13 protein-coding genes are annotated in these 17,831 nt (G+C 60.7%); 8 read left to right on the forward strand and 5 right to left on the reverse strand.

The features are described from left to right. Positions 1-17 precede the first annotated feature (17 nt). Positions 18-854 carry a formyltetrahydrofolate deformylase gene (gene purU / locus AU182_RS14465; RefSeq protein ID WP_066966708.1) on the reverse strand — a complete coding sequence of 279 codons (837 nt, stop codon included), beginning with the start codon at positions 852-854 and terminating at the stop codon, positions 18-20. Between the two features lie 101 nt (positions 855-955). Here purU and pepQ point away from each other — a divergent pair, with 101 nt between their 5' ends. Then, entirely contained in the window at positions 956-2,269 is a 1,314-nt protein-coding gene (gene pepQ / locus AU182_RS14470) for a Xaa-Pro dipeptidase (RefSeq protein WP_066966711.1), read from the forward strand. A 136-nt stretch (positions 2,270-2,405) separates the two neighbouring features. Here the strand turns inward: pepQ and AU182_RS14475 are convergent, their stop codons facing one another. The 3 genes from AU182_RS14475 to AU182_RS14485 form a co-directional block, all read right to left on the reverse strand. Then, positions 2,406-3,668: a sugar MFS transporter gene (locus tag AU182_RS14475; protein ID WP_066968203.1), complete on the reverse strand. Its 1,263-nt coding sequence runs from the start codon at positions 3,666-3,668 to the stop codon at positions 2,406-2,408. 123 nt (positions 3,669-3,791) lie between these two features. Next, entirely contained in the window at positions 3,792-6,623 is a 2,832-nt protein-coding gene (locus AU182_RS14480; RefSeq protein WP_066966714.1) for a TonB-dependent receptor, read from the reverse strand. A 174-nt stretch (positions 6,624-6,797) separates the two neighbouring features. Beyond that, on the reverse strand, positions 6,798-8,171 hold the full coding sequence (locus tag AU182_RS14485; protein ID WP_066966717.1) for a Gfo/Idh/MocA family protein: 1,374 nt from the start codon (positions 8,169-8,171) through the stop codon (positions 6,798-6,800). A 261-nt stretch (positions 8,172-8,432) separates the two neighbouring features. On the opposite strand from AU182_RS14485, the gene agaR reads away from it, so the two are divergent. From agaR to nagA, 5 genes are all read left to right on the forward strand, one after another. Further along, entirely contained in the window at positions 8,433-9,203 is a 771-nt protein-coding gene (gene agaR, locus AU182_RS14490) for a transcriptional repressor AgaR (RefSeq protein ID WP_066966720.1), read from the forward strand. A gap of 62 nt (positions 9,204-9,265) precedes the next feature. Beyond that, complete coding sequence (locus AU182_RS14495) at positions 9,266-10,540, forward strand: D-tagatose-bisphosphate aldolase, class II, non-catalytic subunit (RefSeq protein WP_066966722.1); 1,275 nt, start codon at positions 9,266-9,268, stop codon at positions 10,538-10,540. Between the two features lie 16 nt (positions 10,541-10,556). Further along, on the forward strand, positions 10,557-11,687 hold the full coding sequence (locus AU182_RS14500; RefSeq protein ID WP_066966727.1) for an SIS domain-containing protein: 1,131 nt from the start codon (positions 10,557-10,559) through the stop codon (positions 11,685-11,687). Positions 11,688-11,692: 5 nt separating this feature from the next. Then, positions 11,693-12,610 carry an ROK family protein gene (locus AU182_RS14505; protein WP_066966730.1) on the forward strand — a complete coding sequence of 306 codons (918 nt, stop codon included), beginning with the start codon at positions 11,693-11,695 and terminating at the stop codon, positions 12,608-12,610. Between the two features lie 29 nt (positions 12,611-12,639). Next, positions 12,640-13,863, forward strand: a complete 1,224-nt coding sequence (gene nagA, locus AU182_RS14510) for an N-acetylglucosamine-6-phosphate deacetylase (RefSeq protein ID WP_227718281.1) — start codon at positions 12,640-12,642, stop codon at positions 13,861-13,863. A gap of 66 nt (positions 13,864-13,929) precedes the next feature. Here nagA and metE read toward each other — a convergent pair whose 3' ends face one another. Beyond that, complete coding sequence (gene metE / locus AU182_RS14515; RefSeq protein ID WP_066966733.1) at positions 13,930-16,179, reverse strand: 5-methyltetrahydropteroyltriglutamate--homocysteine S-methyltransferase; 2,250 nt, start codon at positions 16,177-16,179, stop codon at positions 13,930-13,932. Positions 16,180-16,311: 132 nt separating this feature from the next. Between metE and AU182_RS14520 the strand changes: the two genes are divergently transcribed. Together AU182_RS14520 and AU182_RS14525 are read left to right on the forward strand one after the other, a co-directional pair. Further along, on the forward strand, positions 16,312-17,244 hold the full coding sequence (locus tag AU182_RS14520) for a LysR family transcriptional regulator (protein WP_066966736.1): 933 nt from the start codon (positions 16,312-16,314) through the stop codon (positions 17,242-17,244). A 35-nt stretch (positions 17,245-17,279) separates the two neighbouring features. Continuing rightward, on the forward strand, positions 17,280-17,828 hold the full coding sequence (locus AU182_RS14525; protein ID WP_066966739.1) for a cytochrome b: 549 nt from the start codon (positions 17,280-17,282) through the stop codon (positions 17,826-17,828). Positions 17,829-17,831 lie beyond the last annotated feature (3 nt).

Genomic DNA, 17,831 nt, shown 5'->3' on the forward strand with positions numbered 1-17,831 from the left:
GTTCCCTTTTTGAAAAGTTATTTGAATACCACGGTGCGGTTGCCATGAATAAAGACACGCTCTTCCAGCACAAGTTGCAGTGCGCGGCTTAAAACCTGCTTTTCCACATCCCGCCCGGCGCTGGCCATGGACTCCGCCGAGTAGCCGTGGTCCACGTGAATCACATCCTGCTCGATGATCGGCCCCTCATCCAGGTCGTCGGTCACGAAGTGCGCGGTGGCCCCGATAATTTTCACCCCGCGCTCAAACGCCTGCTGGTAGGGCTTGGCACCGATGAACGCCGGCAGGAAGGAGTGGTGGATATTGATGATGCGCTTGCTGTAATGGGCAACAAACTGCGGGGTGAGCACCCGCATATACTTGGCGAGAATCAGGTAGTCCGGGGCATAGCTGTCGACCAGCTGCATCACCTGCTCTTCGTGCTGCGCCCGCTCCAGGCCATCTGCCGGCACCCAGTGGAATGGGATATCAAACTTTTCCACCAGTGGCTGCAACACATTGTGGTTGCCGATGACCGCCGCAATCTCCACATCCAGCGCCCCGGAATAACACTTCATCAGGATATCGCCGAGGCAATGGGACTCTTTGGTGACCATCAGCACCAGGCGCTTGCGCCCGCTGGCCACCAGCTTGCGCTCGGCGCCGGCGGGCAGCGCCAGATCCAGGTCTTCCAACAGCGTGGCATCGTTAAAGTTGCCCTCCAGCGCGGTGCGCATGAAGAAGCGCCCCTGGGCGCGATCCACGAACTCGTCGTTCTTGGTGATATTGAGCTGGTGCTTGTAACAGATGTTGGTGATCTTGGCGATCAGGCCTTTGGCGTCCGGGCAGTCCGTTAGCAGTATCTTCTTTTCCATCGGCAAAAATCAGACTAATTATTCAGAGTGCTGACTATACACTATGTGCATTCGTGCACCTGCCACGCAGGGCAATAATTGATCAAATTCCTAGGGGTTTTATGGACAAGCAACTTTTCAGTGAACACCTGGCCACGCTGCGCAAGCGCTACGACGAGATCCTCGAGCAGTGCGGGTTCGAGACCCTGAATGTGTTCAGCGGTGCGCCTTCGGTGCAGTTCCTCGACGACAATTACTACCCGTTTCGCGTCAACCCCCAGTTCAAGGCCCTGGTACCGGTTACCGACAACCCCCACAGCTGGGTCGTCTATCGCCGGGGCCAAAAGCCCAAGCTGCTGTTCTACCGCCCGGTGGACTTCTGGCACTACGTGCCGCCCGCCCCCCAGACCTTCTGGAGCGACGATTACGATATCGAGCTGCTGGCCAAGCCGGAAGAGGCCAAGGCGTTTTTGAACGGGGAAGATGCCGCGTTTATCGGCGAAACCGGCAAACTCGAAGGCTGGGACATCGGCGAGCGCAACCCGCAACACCTGATCGACCGCCTGCACTGGGCGCGCGCCTACAAGACACCGTATGAGTTCGCCTGCCTGCGGGAAGCCAACCGCATCGCGGTGCGCGCGCACAAGGCCGCGGAAGACGCCTTCCGTGCAGGTGCCAGCGAATTTGACATCAACCTGGCCTACCTGCAGGCGGCGGGCCAGGGCGAAAATACCATGCCCTACGGCAACATTGTGGGCCTCAACGAGCACGGTGCCATCCTGCACTACACCCATCTTTCCACCGAGCGGTTGCCGGAGAGCGAGCGTCGCAGCTTCCTGATCGACGCCGGTGCCGACTGTAACGGCTACTGCGCCGACATCACCCGCTCGTATGCGTATCGCGATGGCGAGTTCGCGGAGCTGGTGGCGGCAATGCACGAGAAAGAGCAGGAACTGGTGGCGGGCCTCACCCCGGGCGCCTCTTATGTGGACCTGCACCGCAGCTGCCACCACAAGGTCGGCGAGCTGCTGCAGCAGTTCGGTGTGATCAAGACCGCCCCGGAGAGCGCGGTGGAATCCGGACTCACCGGCACCTTCATGCCCCACGGCCTGGGCCATTTCCTCGGCCTGCAGGTGCACGACGTGGGTGGTCACCAGACCGCGCCGGAAGGCGGCACCACCCCGCCGCCGAAGGAATTCCCGTTCCTGCGCACCACCCGTACCATCGAGGAAAACCAAGTGTTTACCATCGAGCCGGGGCTGTACTTTATCGAGAGCCTGCTGGCGGACCTGAAAGAGTCGCAACTGGCGGATGAAGTGAACTGGGACAAGGTGGAAAAGCTGCGTCCGTTCGGCGGCGTGCGTATCGAGGACAACCTGATTGTGCATGCCGACCGCGTGGAAAACATGACGCGGGATTGCGAAGCGGATCAGTAACGTTTTCCACAGGCAAAAAAAAGCCCTCTGTAAAGAGGGCTGGTATCCCGCAGGATAACCCGCGGGATACATAGTCGTCGTGACAAACGAATAGGATTCGGCGCATCCTCGCCGGGTGCGCACTAGCAGATGCGCATTACCAGGTGCGCATTTTGTGCCCTTTCAGCGCGTAAAACAGAATGAACAGGTAACAGGGTAGCGCCACCCAGTAGCCGGTCTGGAAGGTGCCAGACACCTCCGAGAGTTTGCCGAAAATCAGCGGAATAATGGCGCCCCCGGCAATACCCATGATCAGTAGCGCAGAGCCCTGCGCGGTAAAGCGCCCCAGGCCGTCCAGCGCCAGCGGCCAGACCGTTGGCCACACCAGCGCGTGTGCCAGCCCCATCAGCGCCACAAAGAACACCGAGTCAGGAATCACCGGAATACCCGTCCAGCCCCAGAGTGTGGACGCCAGCGCGGTACTCTCGGCCGAGCTGAATAGCACCCCCAGTACACACAGGGCACCGGCAATCGCCGAGCCGGTCAGCGCCTGCTGCTGGCTGATCCAGCGGGGAATACAGAACACGCCCAGCAGGTAGCCCACCACCATAAACACCATGGTGTATGAGGTGAGCGAGGAAAAGTGTGCAACACCGGTCTCCTCGCCATACAGACCGATGGTGTCGCCGGCAATCACCTCAACACCCACGTAGGCAAACAGGGCCAGTGCCCCCAGCACCACCTGCGGGAACTGCCACACACCGGAGCGGCCATCGTCTTCGCCGCCGGTGTTTTCTTCGATTTCCGGCAACCCGGAAAACTTGATCAGCCCCACCAGCAGAAACAGCAGGCCGGACATATACAGATACGGCGTGATCAGGCGATTGGCGACGGCGTCCATCATTTCCGCGCGCGCTTCACCACTCAGCTGGGACACCGCCTGGGTATTGAAGTCGGACAACCCCGACAGCACCAGCGCGGTAAACACCAGCGGCGCCAGCACCCCGGCGCTTTTGTTGATGATGCCCATAATGGCGATACGGGTGGCCGCACTTTCCACCGGGCCAATCTTGACCACGTACGGGTTGGACGCGGTCTGCAGAATGGTCAGGCCGGCACCCAGCCCAAACAGCCCCAGCAGGAAAATGGCATAACTGCCGGTCTGCGCCGCCGGAATAAACACCAGTGCCGCCACCCCCATAATGCCGAGCCCCAGTGCCATACCGTTGCGGTAACCGGTGCGGCGCAGGATGTACGACATGGGCAGGGCCATCACCGTATAGGCGATATAAAACACAAAAGTGACGAACAGAGCCTCAAATTCATTCAGATTGCAAAGAATCTTCAGGAATGGAATCAGCGACCCGTTCAGCCAGGTCACAAACCCGAAAATGAAAAACAGCATGCCGATGATCGCCATCGGTAACAGGCTGCTTTTACGGGCGGTCGGAACATTTTGCTGCACGGTTACGGTACTCACGTTGCCCCCAGGTAATGCAAAAAAATCCCGGCTCCGCACGGAGCCGGGTTATAAGGAGGAAGTTTAAAAGTTCGCGCTGAGCCCCAGGTTAAACAGGCGGCCATAGCGGGTCAGGTGGCTGACCTGGTCCGGGCGCATCACATAACCCCAGTTACGCTCGTTGGTAATGTTGTTCACACTCAGGCTGAGATTGAAGTTGTCGGTCAGATCGTAATCCGCGCTGAAATCCAGCTGCCCGTACTCCGCATCCCAGCTGGGGCCACCCCAGGCGGCCGGGTTGGTCAGGACCTTGCCACGCCAGTTGTACGCCAGCCGCGCCTGTGCACGATCCTGCTCGTAGTACACCACCGCGTTGTACGAGTTCTTGGGCATGCCGACAAAGGGCAGGCCTTCTTGGCGGCGCTCGGCATTGTCGTACTCACTATCCACATAGGTATAGTTCATCTGCACGCCCAGACCATCGAACGGGGCGGGCAGCAGATCGCTCAGGGACTGCTGGTAGGTCAGCTCAAGGCCGCGCACCATGGCGCCCTCGTCACCGTTGAGTGCGCTGTACACCTCAAACTCGTAGCCGTCAATTTCGCGCACGCCGTTGCGACCGTATTCGGTAAAGGACTCGATATCCTTGAAGTACACAGTGGCGGTCAGCGCGCCGTAATCGGAGAAGTACCACTCCAGCGCCGTATCCAGCTGGTTGGCGCGCATGGGCTCCAGCCCCGGGTTGGCGGTGTGCAGCTCAAACTCGTTCAGGTCGATATAGCTGTAGGCCTTCAGCGAGTCGATGCTGGGGCGGGTAATCACGCGGCCGGCGCTGAGGCGATACACCAGCTCGTCGTTCAATTCCCACTTCAGGTTCATGCTGGGCAGCGCATCCAGGTAAGAATCCTGGTACTCGATGCGGTACTGGTAGTCCGCCATTTTGCCCACCACCTTGATACCGGTGACGTTGTCGGGATCGTCATCCTGCTCGAAGCGCACCGCATCCGGGTCCAGTGAGTAACCGGCACTGTTCACGGTGGTTTCGACTACACGCACACCGAAATTGGCAGTGAGCGGGCGGTCCAGTACTTCGGTTTCCAGATCTGCCTGCAGGTACGCGGCCAGGGTGGATTCCCCCAGATCAAACGACTGGGTGGGCTGATAGGTGGCGCGCACCATGGCCGCCGCTTCCGGGCTGATGCTTTCGTAGAAGGCCATCAGCTTGTCGTAGTCGAAGCTCGCCCACGGCAGCGGATGCTTGCCCGGCTCGCCGTCGAGGAAATCGTCAAAGCGCGGCTGGCGCAATACGTCGGCGGGCAAACGGAAGAACTTCAGGCCATTGATAATTTCTACCGTCGACAGGTCCGGATCAAAATCCGGATAGTGCTCAAAATAATCGCCGCCGTTACTGAACATGGACGCATTTTCAGAAGCGAAGGTCAGCCGGGATTTGCTCTGGTCCCCGTAATTCACACCGAATTTTACCGAGCTGATCAGGTCGCCCATGGGCGCCCAGTCCGCGTCCAGGCGAATCTCGGACACCGCATCGCTGATGGTATTGCCCGAGTTATAGCTGTAGTGCGCTCCAAACGGGGAGGTGTGCGACAGCGCGGGATCCATGGTGATGTCCGGCAGCAGGTTGTTGCCGGAGCCATCGATGCGTACCTCATCCACAAATCCGCGTGCAACCACATAGCGGTTGTCGCCGGTGTTGCGAATTTCCGACTCCGAGTGCGACACATCCAGGGATACACGGAAATCGTCGCGAATATCCCAGGCCACATTGGTGCCCACCTGATAGGTTTCGGTGTTGCGCGGTACCGAGGTATTCAGCAGCTCCACCATGGCGCCATCGGTCAGCGTCACCGCATTGACCAGACCGTTTTCGTCGAAGCCGAGGTCGCCGACACTGGGCACACCCGGTGTCCACCACTCGTCGTAAGTCACGAAGGAAATCTGGTACTCCTCGCCATTGGTATCGTAGGCGGAGTAGATAGAATCGAAGTTCACTTCGATGTCGTCGCGCGGACGCCACTGCAACGCGAGGCTGACACCGGTGCGCTCACGGGTATCCTGCCAGTTGCGGTACTGCACGTAACCGGGCAGCGTGGTGCCGTACTCGTTGTCGACTTCCGGATCGAATTCCCCGTCGCCGTCCACGTCTTCGCGCACGGTCATCCAGTCTTCGGCGCCTTCGTTGTAGAAGCCGCTGCCGTAGTAGCCATCGGTGCGCAGGGTGCGCTCGGAATACACCCCGGTCAGCAGGGCACCGAAGGTGCCATCAAAAAACGTATTGCTCACCAGGAACGACGCCTGCGGATTCATGTCCTGGGTGCGATCTTCGTAAATCCCCTTGAGCGACCCCTGCATGACCAGGCCGGGGAAATCCATCGGACGGCGGGTGCGGATATTGATCACCGAACCGATGCCGCCCTCCTGGGTCTCCGCCACCGGCGACTTGTAGACTTCCACCCCTTTCAACAACTCTGCTGCAATCAGGTCGTAGTTGAAATCGCGGCTGCTGTGCTCGGACGCCATGCGGCGACCGTTGATGGTGGTCACGTTGTAGTCGCCGCCCAGGCCGCGCACCGTCACCTTCTGCCCCTCGCCCCCGTTGCGGGTGATGGTGATACCGCTCATGCGCTGCAGGGCTTCGGCAATATTCTGGTCCGGGAACTTGCCGATATCTTCCGCAACGATGGAATCGACAACATTCACGGCATCGCGCTTGATATCCAGGGAGTTCTTGATACTACTGCGGATACCCGTTACCTGAACTTCTTCCACGGTTTCGGTGGCCGGGCCTTCAAAAATATCTTCCGCTTCCTGAGTGTCCACGTCCTGCGCCACGGCCTGAGATGCCATGACCAGTGCCCCGATTACCAGGCTGAGCGTCGTTCTTTTGTTGTCGAGCATAATCGTTTACCCAATGTCGTTTTTATAAGTCGTGGTGGAGGTTGGGCACAGCACACAAACGGCAGGCGTACAGCGGCCCCTTCGCCTTATTGCAGGCAAATAATCGTTTCAAAATGGAGAGAAAAAGCCTTCCCTGGCGAGATGGTCAGGGCGGGCAGCAGGCCCGCCCGTACATCAACTTACAATGCCCAGCGGTGCAGCGGTTTTCCACACGCCGCGGGTAAAGTCCGGGAAGTCCTTACTGTTGCCGCGGTCTTTCACCGAAGCTTCCGACAGCGGGGTGACCGCAGACCAGGCCGCTGCATCGTACACGTCCTGATCCAGTGGCTGGCCGTTGCGCAGGCAGTAGACCATGCGCCAGAACATCAGGAAGTCCATACCGCCGTGACCGCCGTTACGCTCGGCTACTTCGCCCATGCGGCGCCACAGCGGGTGGTCGTACTTGTCGTACCAGTAATCCATGTCGTAGTCCCACTCGTGGTAGCTCTTGCGACCACCTTTCTCCAGGGCGATGCGGTTGGGGAAGCCGGCGAAGACGCCGTTGGTGCCCTGAATGTGGTTGTGACGGGTGTACGGACGCGGTGTCGTGGTGTCGTGCTGGACCATGATGGTGCGGCCCTTCACGGTCTTGATCAGGCTGGTGTTAATGTCACCGGCGATGTATTCCACCTGGTTGCGCAGGTGATCCGCCGGGAACTCGCGCTCGGCGTAAGCGGCGCGGCCGAGGGCCGGGCTGCTCATGGAGGTGAGATAGTCGAAGCGGTCGCCGCGGTTGATGTTCATGTACTGGGCAACCGGGCCCAGGCCGTGAGTGGGGTACAGGTTGGCATCGCGCATGGCGTGCCACTGGGTGCGCCAGGAGCCGGTCTTGCGGTGCACTTCCTTCATCTGCCAGCGCAGCTCGTGAATGTAGGAGGCCTCGCCGTGCAGCAGGTCGCCAAACAGGCCCATGCGCACCATGTTCAATGCCATCAGCTCGTCGCGGCCGTAGCACACGTTCTCGAGCATCATGCAGTTCTTCTGGGTCTTCTCCGCGGTATCGACCAGCTGCCAGCACTCTTCCACGGTCACTGCCGCCGGTACTTCCACCATGGCGTGCTTGCCGCTGAGCATGGTTTCCACCGACATGGGCGCGTGCCAGCGCCAGGGGGTGGAGATGATCACGATATCGATATCGTTGTGGTCCAGCAGGTCGCGGTAAGAGTGCTCGTTCTTGCCGTAGGCGGCGGGCTTGGGCAGGCCCTTGCTGGTGACCAGGTTGACCGCGCGCTCCAGCACCAGCGGGTCGGTGTCACAGATCGCCTTGATTTCGACGCCATCGATGTTGCAGAAGTGCTTTACCGCACCCACGCCGCGCTCACCGACGCCAATAAAGCCCACGCGTACCGTGTCCATCGGCGGTACAACCAGCCCCATGACCGACTTCTGGCCCTTGGGTGCCAGCAGGTTGTTACCGGTGGCGGCATTGGTGGCACAGCCCGCGGCAGTGGCGGCAGCGGCCGCAGTCAGGCCGGCTTTCAGAAACTTTCGACGATCGATTTGGCTCATTTATTGTGTACCTCAAAACCTGCTAAACGGTGATCTCTGTGTGGGGCTGACAATAACCAAGCGAAACTGACGCATCAACAAAAAAACGCTTCAAAAACTTTCGTTTCCACATCGAAAAAACTGTAATTCGCGCCGATATAAACTAATAAATTATTGATTTATAAGCACAAATAAGAAACGAAAGGCCCTGAAAAATAAATTTGATTTGAAAGCTTATGAAAGTTTCGTAGAATGCACATCTGATTTCATCAAGGACGTCACATGACAGCCAATACCATTGAGCGTAGACACGACATCGTCCAGGCGACGATTGATGCCGGCCGTGTGCAGGTGCCGGAGCTCGCCGAGAAATATGGCGTTTCCACCGTAACCATCCGCGGCGACCTCAATTATCTGCACCAGAAGGGGCTGCTGGTGCGCACCCGCGGTGGCGCCGTGGCCAGCAACCGGGTGAGCCCGGAGCTTTCCGTGCGCGAAAAGGTCACGGAGCACCTGGATATCAAGCGCCGTATCGCCGCCACCGCCGCCCGCGAAGTCCGCGAGCAGGACACCATCATCCTGGATTCCGGCACCACCACTGCGGAGATCGCCAGCGAGCTGCAACACTTCCGCCGCCTTGTGGTGATGACCAACGGCCTCAACGTGGCGCAGAAACTGGTGGATGCAGAGGGCGTGGAAGTGCTGATGACCGGTGGCTCCCTGCGCAAGAAGTCGCTGTCCTTTTATGGCCGCGCCGCGGAAGACGCCCTGCAGTGCTACCACTTCGACAAGGTATTCCTGGGTGTGGACGGCATCGACTTCCAGGGGGGCATCACCACCCACTTCGAATACGAAGCCAACCTGAACCGCCTGATGTGCAAGGTCGCCCGGCAGGTGATTGCGGTGACCGACTCCTCCAAGTTCAAGCGCTCCGGGGTGCACAAGATCTGCGACTTTTCCGACATCGACATTCTCATCACCGACCAGGGGATTCCCGAGGCATTCCATGAGGCGTTGACCGATGCCGGGGTCAGGGTCGTGATCGTCGACTGAATCGCGGCCCGGCAGGGGTCACCCTGCGGGCGCGTCAAATACTCAGACAACAAGGATTTACCATGCTGCAAGAATTGATAAGAGCCAACCTGGGAGGGGAAGCGCGCGGGATTTACGCCATCTGCTCCGCCCACGGCCTGGTGCTTGAGGCAGCCATGGAGCAGGCACTGGCGGACGACTCGCCCCTGCTCATCGAGGCCACCGCCAACCAGGTCAACCAGTTCGGCGGCTATACCGGGATGCAACCGGCAGACTTTTTCGACTACGTGGCAACCCTGGCCGAGCGCACCGGGCTGGATGCGAGCCGCATTATTCTCGGCGGAGACCATCTGGGGCCGGTGTGCTGGCAGAAAGAGCCTGCCGCGGAGGCCATGACCAAGGCGCGCGACCTGATCGACGCCTACGTCACCGCCGGCTTCAGCAAGATCCACCTGGACTGCAGCATGCCCTGTGCAGACGATGTGCTGCCGCTGGCAGACGCGGTGATTGCTGCGCGTGCCGCTGACCTGTGCCGCACCGCAGAGGACGCCGCCGCACGCTGCGGCAAGTCCGGGCAGGTGGTGTACGTGATTGGCACTGAAGTGCCGCCGCCCGGTGGCGCCAAGGAAGCCATTACCGAGCTGGAAGTGACCCGGCCAGAGCACGCCCGCAACACCATTGAACTGCACCAGCGCGCCTTTGCCGAGCGCGGCCTCGATGCCGCCTGGTCACGGGTTGTGGGCCTGGTAGTGCAGCCCGGCGTGGAGTTCGATCACACCGCCATCATCGACTACCAGCCACACAAGGCCACCGAACTGAAAGCCCTGGCCCAAAAAACCGGCGGGATCGCCTTTGAAGCGCATTCCACCGATTACCAGACCGACGCCGCCTACCAGCAACTGGTGCGCGACCACTTCGCCATCCTGAAAGTGGGCCCGCAGCTGACCTTTGCCCTGCGCGAAGCCCTGTTCGCCCTCAGCTATATCGAAGATGAGCTGCCGGGCATTGGGAAGAAGTCCAACCTGCGCGCGGTCTGCGAAGCGCGCATGCAGGCGCAACCGGGTTACTGGCAGAGTTTCTACGAGGTGGCACCAGAGCAGCAGCCGCTTTACCGACGCTATAGTTACAGTGACCGCATCCGCTACTACTGGCCGGACGACGCGGTCACTGCTGCGGTGAACACCCTGCTGGACAACCTCTCGGGCGCACCGATACCGCTGCCCCTGCTGAGCCAGTTTTTCCCCCAGGAATACCACCTGGTCCGCGAGGGCCAGCTCGAAAACGCACCGCGCGCACTGATCAAAGCGCGTATTCGCCAGGTCACCGCCGCCTATGCCAACGCCTGCTGGAAGCAGTAGTACAGGACCAATAAAGATGTATAACACCCTGAATATCGACGCCGACACACTCCGCCAGAACAAGGCCGAGTACACTGCGCGCGAAATCGCCCAGCAGCCGGATTCCTGGCAGCGCACCGCCGCCCTCGTGGAGGCGCAGCGCACGCAGTTGCACGCATGGCTGCAGCCACTGCTGCAACAAAGCACACTGCGCATCATCCTCACCGGCGCGGGCACGTCCGCCTACGCCGGCGAGACGGTCGCACCTTATCTCACCCGCGCCATGGAACGCCGCGTGGAAGCCATCAGCACCACCGACCTGGTGAGCAACCCGCACGAATACCTGCTGCGGCAGGTGCCCACCCTGCTGGTTTCCTACGCCCGCTCCGGCAACAGTCCGGAGAGTGTCGGCGCCTATGACCTGGCCAACCAGTGTGTAGAACAGTGCTACCACCTGGTGATTACCTGCAACCCGGACGGGGAGCTGGCCAAGCGCGCCAACGGTAGCGACAACAGCTATTCCCTGCTGATGCCGGAAGAAACCCTGGACCAGAGTTTCGCTATGACCAGCAGCTTTACGTCCATGCTGCTCGCCACCCTGGAAGTGTTTGCGCCGCAAGCCGCCCAGCTACCGGCGCTGGCCGCGGTGACCCGCAACCTGCTGGAGAACCAGCTCCCGGATATTCAGCGCATTGCCCAACGGGACTTCAACCGGGTGGTCTTTCTCGGCGCCGGCGGACTGAAAGGCATCGCCACCGAGGCCGCGCTGAAAATGCTGGAACTCACCGCCGGCAAGGTGGACTGCCATGCGGAAAGCCCACTGGGCTTCCGTCACGGCCCCAAGTCCATGCTCGACGACAAGACATTGGTGGTACTGCTGCAAAGCAACGACGCCTACTGCCGCCGCTACGACGACGATCTGCTGGCGGAGCTCAAAAAAGATGGCACCACACCGTGGATCCTGTGCCCCGCCGATTTCGCAGACACCAGCGCACTGGCAGAAGCCTGGCTCGCGCTGTACTACATCGTGGTTGCGCAGGCGCTGTCGTTTTACAAATCCCTGGCGCTGGGGATTACCCCGGACAATCCCTGCCCCACCGGTGAAGTGAATCGCGTGGTACAGGGCGTGACCATTTATCCCCTGGAATCAGACAGCGCAAGCGAGTAATACAGTTGATTTACGGACTGGACATTGGCGGCACCAAAATCGAAATCACATGTTTCGATGACCAGCTGCGCAAGCTCGACAGCGCGCGGGTCGCCACCCCGGTGGAGGACTTCAACGGGTTTATCGACACACTGGTAACGCTGATCGAAGAGGCGGATCAGCGCCACGGTGGGCGCGGGCTGGTGGGCATCGGCATGCCCGGCCTGATCGACCACGAGGGACGCACGCTATCAGCCAACGTACCCTGCGCCACGGGAAAAAATGTCGCACAGGTTTTACAGGCGCGCCTGCAGCGGCCGATTGCCATCGCAAACGATTGCCGACTGTTTGCCCTGTCGGAAGCTCACGGTGGTGCCGGCGACGGTTACGCCAGAGTGTACGGCGCCGTACTCGGCACCGGCGCGGCCGGGGGCCTGGTCATCAACGGCGAACTCTACCGCAGCCGCCAGGGCATTGCCGGTGAGTACGGACACCACCCACTGCCTGCCGCACTGCGCCAGAAGTACCAGCTACCGCTGCTCAATTGCGGCTGCGGCCTGGTGGGCTGCCTGGAGCCGTATATTGCCGGCCCCGGCCTCGCCAACCTGCACCGGCAGTACTGTGGCCAAACGGTGACGGTACCCGAGCTGGTTGAACGGTGGCGCGCTGGCGATACCCATGCGCTGGCCACCCGGGAAATTCACCTGGACCTGCTCGGCGCTGCCTTTGCCAACCTGATGATGGCCCACGACCCGGACGTTATTGTGCTGGGCGGCGGCCTGTCGCGTATCGAAGAACTGTACCGGGATTTGCCCCGGGCCATCGAAAGCCACCTGTTCGCCGGCTTCACGGCCCCGCCCATTGTGCCGCCCACATTCGGCGATGCCAGCGGCGCCCGCGGCGCGGCACTGCTCGCCCGGCAGTTTGCGGAAAGCCCGCACTAGCCCGCCCTACACCATCCAAGGCCTTTCGCATGAACAATGCCATGAACGACGCCATGAACGATGCCAAAAACACTCACCCGGTGTACTTAAAGCCGCAGACCATCTTTACCGAAACGGCGGCGCTCAGCGGCCACTACCTCGGCATCGAGGGCGGCTGCATCAGTGAAATTACCGCAGCGCCCACCAGCGGTGTGCCGGTCATTGAACTGCCGGAAATCACCCTGGTACCGGGCCTGATCGACCTGCACATTCACGGCCGCGAAGGCTGCGATGTGATGGACGCGACACCGGAGGCGATTCAAACCATCTCGCGCTCCCTGGCACAGCACGGTGTCACCGGTTTCCTCGCCACCACGGTCACCAGCGGCTGGGAAGAAACCCTCGCCGCCATGGACAACCTGGGGCGCGCGGCACTGGCGCCACAACCGGGCGCACAGGTGCTCGGCGGTTACAGTGAGGGATTGTTTTTTGCCAGCGAGCACAAGGGCGCACACAACGATCACTACTTTCTCACCCCCACCCGCGAACGCATGGATGCCCTGCTCGAGGCCTCCCACCAACAACTGAAAGTCGTGGCGCTGGCACCGGAAGTGGACGGTGCCATGGACATCATTCCGTATCTGCAACAGCGCGGCGTCAAGGTCATGCTGGGGCACACCAACGCCACCTACGCGCAGACCTGCGCAGCGCTGGACGCCGGTGCCTGCGGCGGCGTGCACGTGTTCAACGGCATGCGCGGCATCCACCACCGCGAACCCGGCTGCACCGGTGCGGTGCTGGTGCACGATGCCAACGTGGAAGTGATCGCCGACGGGGTACACCTACACCCGGCCATTCTGCAGATGATCTGCAAATTAAAAGACCCGACGCGCGTCACCCTGATCAGCGACTGCATCAACGCCGGCGGCCTTGCTGACGGCCATTATCAACTGGGCAAAATGGACATCAATCTGGAAGCGGGCGTGGCACGCACCGACAGCGGCTCGCTGGCCGGCAGCACCCTGACACTGGAACGCGCCGCCGCCAACCTGCACAAGCTCGCAGGCATCGAATGGCGCGAGGCACTGCATATGGCGAGCCTCTCACCGGCAAAATTCCTCGGCATTGACGACCATACCGGCTCCATCGCTCTCGGCAAGAATGCCGATCTCGCACTGCTGAATGCCAATGGTGAAGTAGAAGCGACGTTTGTCGCGGGCAAGCCGGTATTCTGTTGCGATACGCTTGCGCCATTCCTGGCAGAGCTGTTCTAAACCGCCAAATAAAAAAAGGCCGGCCAAAGCGGCCGGCCAATCCATCAGGGAACTGCGCTCATCCTCTCACGCGGACTCCGCCAGCGTTAATCCGGCGCGCACCGCCCGGGTCGCCTCCACCATATTCAGCAGCGCGGAGCCTACCTCCGCCCAGTTGCGGGTTTTCAATCCACAGTCCGGGTTTACCCACAGTTTTTCCGCGGGAATCACTTCCAGCAATTGCTGCAAGCGCGCCACCAGCTCCGCGCGCTCCGGTACATTGGGCGAGTGGATATCGTAAATACCCGGCCCGATCTCATTCGGATAGCCGCCCTGCTCACCGGCAAACGCCTGCAACAGGCGCAGATCGGAACGAGCGGATTCGATGGTGATGACATCCGCATCCAGTGCCACAATCGAATCCATGATGCTGTTGAAATTGGAGTAGCACATGTGGGTATGGATCTGGGTCTCCGCCTTCACCTCACTGCAGGTATAGCGGAAACAGCCCACCGCCCAGGCAAAATAATCGTCGTGGCCGGAGGCCCGCAGCGGTACGCCCTCGCGCAGTGCCGGCTCATCGATCTGGATAATACCGATGCCCGCCGCCTCCAGGTCGCGCACCTCTTCGCGCAACGCCCGGGCGATCTGCAGGCAGCTCACGGCGCGAGGAATGTCCTCGCGCGGGAAAGACCAGTTGAGAATCGTGACCGGCCCGGTGAGCATGCCTTTTACCGGCTTTTTACTCAGGCTCTGGGCGTATTCACTCCACTGCACGGTCATCGGCTGCGGGCGGGAAATGTCCCCGGCAATAATCGGTGGCTTCACACAGCGCGAACCGTAGCTCTGCACCCAGCCATTGCCGGTGTGAATGAACCCATCCAGCTGTTCGCCAAAATACTCCACCATGTCGTTGCGCTCGGCTTCCCCGTGCACCAGTACATCGAGCCCCAGAATTTCCTGACGGCGAATGGCCTCGGCAATTTCCGCGCGCAGGTGGTCGTGATAATCCTGTGTCGAAATCTCGCCGTTGCGGAACTGCTTGCGCACCTGGCGCAGCACATCGGTCTGCGGAAACGAGCCAATGGTGGTGGTGGGCAACAGCGGCAGTTTCCAGCGCGCGCGCTGCACCCCCACCCGCTCGGAAAACGGCTGCGCGCGCCAGGTGCTGGCGAGCTCTGCGCGCACCTCCGCCTCACTGCGGCTCTCGGTTTTGGCGGTGTCCGCAAGCTGCTCCGCACCCGGCAGCAGGGCCTGCTGCAGCGCGTTCAGTTCATCGAGTTTCTGGCGCGCGTAGGCCAAGCGCTGCTTGTCGGCTTCGGCAAGGCCGGTTTCCGTGGCCAGGTCGACCGGGCTGTGCAGCAGGGAGCAACTGGCAGATAGCCACAGGCGCTCTCCCAATCGCTCTGCCAGCGGCGCCAGCGCCCGTTGCCAGTGTGCGAGATCCGTCCGCCACACATTGCGTCCGTTGATCACCCCCACTGAAAGTACCTGCTGGCGACCGAGGGCGCCCACCGCACTGGCCAGCTCTTCGGGCGCGCGCACCACATCGATGTGCGCACCGTCTACCGGCAGGGCAAACGCGAGGTCGAGATTTTCCCGCAACGGAGAAAAGTAACTGGCGAGCAGCAGTTTGCTGCCACTGGCGTTCGCCAGTGCCGCGTAGGTGGGTGCAAACGCATCGCGCCACTGGGTGGGCAAGTCCAGCCCCAGAATGGGCTCGTCAATCTGTACCCACTGCGCCGCCGCATCGGCCAGCTGTGCCAGCAGCGCGAGATATTGCGGCAGTAGTTTCGGCAGCAGATCCAGCGGGTTTTCCACACCCCGCCCCAGCCACAGGTAAGTGAGCGGGCCGATCACCACCGGCTTGACGTTGTGCCCCAGGCTCTGGGCTTCCCGCACCTCTTCCAGCAGCCATTCGCTGTCGAGGGCAAATTCCTGATCAGCAGAAAACTCCGGCACCAGATAGTGGTAGTTGGTATCAAACCATTTGGTCATGGCACTGGCGGCCACCGGTGCACCGGAGGGCGCACGGCCGCGCGCCAGGCGAAAATACTGATCCAGCTTGTTGTCCGCCGCGTCGACGGCAAAGCGTTCGGGCACCACACCAAACATCAACGAGTGATTGAGCACCTGGTCGTACCAGGCAAAGTCGCCGACGGTGGTGTACGCGAGGCCGGCTTGCTGCTGAGCCTGCCAGTTCTGGCTGCGCACCTGTGCGCCCACTGCCCGCAGGGCCTTCTGGTCGATCTCTCCCTTCCAGTAGGCCTCCTGCGCCCGCTTCAGTTCGCGCTGCGCGCCGATACGCGGATACCCAAGAATATGTGTCTGTGCCATGTCCCTTCCCCCAAATAACAAACCGCCCCGAGCCAACCGCCGGGGGCACCAAAATTAGGGGGTTGATTCTGCAGGCCACACCATGTTCAATCAATTTCATATTTTTTGCCCGTAACATGAAATTGACTCAAGATGATTGAACTACGCCACTTGCGCGCCCTGACCACCCTGCGGGAAACCGGCAGCATGGTGCGCGCCGCCGAGCGTCTGCACCTGACCCAGTCCGCCCTCTCCCACCTGTTCCGGGAAATGGAAGACCGCCACCAACAGGCGCTGTTTATCCGTAAATCCCGCCCGCTGCGCTTTACCAGCGCCGGCCTGCGGCTGCTACAACTGGCCGACGACGTACTGCCCCGAGTAGCCGTGGCCCAGCGGGATCTTGCACGGCTGGCCTCCGGGCAGGCCGGACGACTGAACATCGCCATCGAATGCCACAGCTGCTATCAGTGGCTAATGCCCACCCTCGACGCCTACCGCGATGACTGGCCGGAAGTGGAGCTGGACCTGTCCAGCGGCTTTCATTTCGCGCCCCTGCCCGCGCTGGTCCGTGGCGATCTGGACCTGGTGGTAACCAGCAACCCGGATCCGTCCCTCAAGGGCATCCATTACGCTCCCCTGTTCAGCTTTGAGATGTGCCTGGCGGTGAGTCGCAAGCATCCGCTGGCGGCGAGCAAATGGGTCACCCCGCAAGACCTGGAAAACGAAGTGCAGATTACCTATCCGGTGGAGCGGGAGCGGCTGGATATTTTTCAGCACTTTCTCGACCCCGCGGGCATCGAACCCGCATCGGTGCGCACCGCCGAGCTCACGGTGATGATGGTGCAACTGGTGGTCAGTGGACGCGGGGTATGCGCGCTACCCAACTGGGCGCTTTACGAATATTTACAAAAGGGGCTGGTCAGCCAATTGCGGTTAGGAAAATCCGGTCTGTGGAGTACACTCTACGCTGCGGTGCGCGACGAGATGCGGGATCAGGCATTTTTGCAGGATTTCCTCAGCACGGCACGGGACACCTGCTTCGCCAACTTGAATGGCGTGCGCACTGCGACCACAACAACTGTCTGAATAACATATAACAGTCATCACACAAGGGGATAAGTATGGCCTCCACACCCAATAGCTGGAGCAAAGCACTCAAGACACTGCACTGGCTAATCGCATTCTTTATTCTGTTTGCCTGGGCCTCCGTAGAACTGCATGAACTCTACGAGAGAGGTGACCCGATGCGGGGCTGGTGGATGGTAGGGCACTTTTCCGTGGGCTTTACCGTGCTGTTCCTGGGCCTATTCCGCCTCTACTGGCGCGCCACCCACGGCCGCCCGACACTGTACGGCAGCAGCATGCAGAAGCCCGTATCCCTGCTGATTCAGAGCCTGATGTACATCATCATGATTGGCATGCCCCTCAGTGGCCTGCTCATGCGCCAGTTTGCCGGCCGCGACACCACCCTGTTCTGGCTGTTCGACCTGCCCGCCTTCTTCAGCAAGAATATCGAACTCGCTAAACAGATCGCATTTATCCACAAGGAATTTTTGTGGAACGCATTGCTCATTCTGCTGGTACTGCATATCGGCGGTGCCCTGTGGCATCACCTGATCAGTAAAGACAATACACTGCGGCAGATGCTGCCGTTTGGCAAAACCCAATAGATC

The organism is Microbulbifer sp. Q7 (genome assembly GCF_001639145.1).
In the GTDB taxonomy this organism is placed as follows: Bacteria; Pseudomonadota; Gammaproteobacteria; order Pseudomonadales; family Cellvibrionaceae; genus Microbulbifer.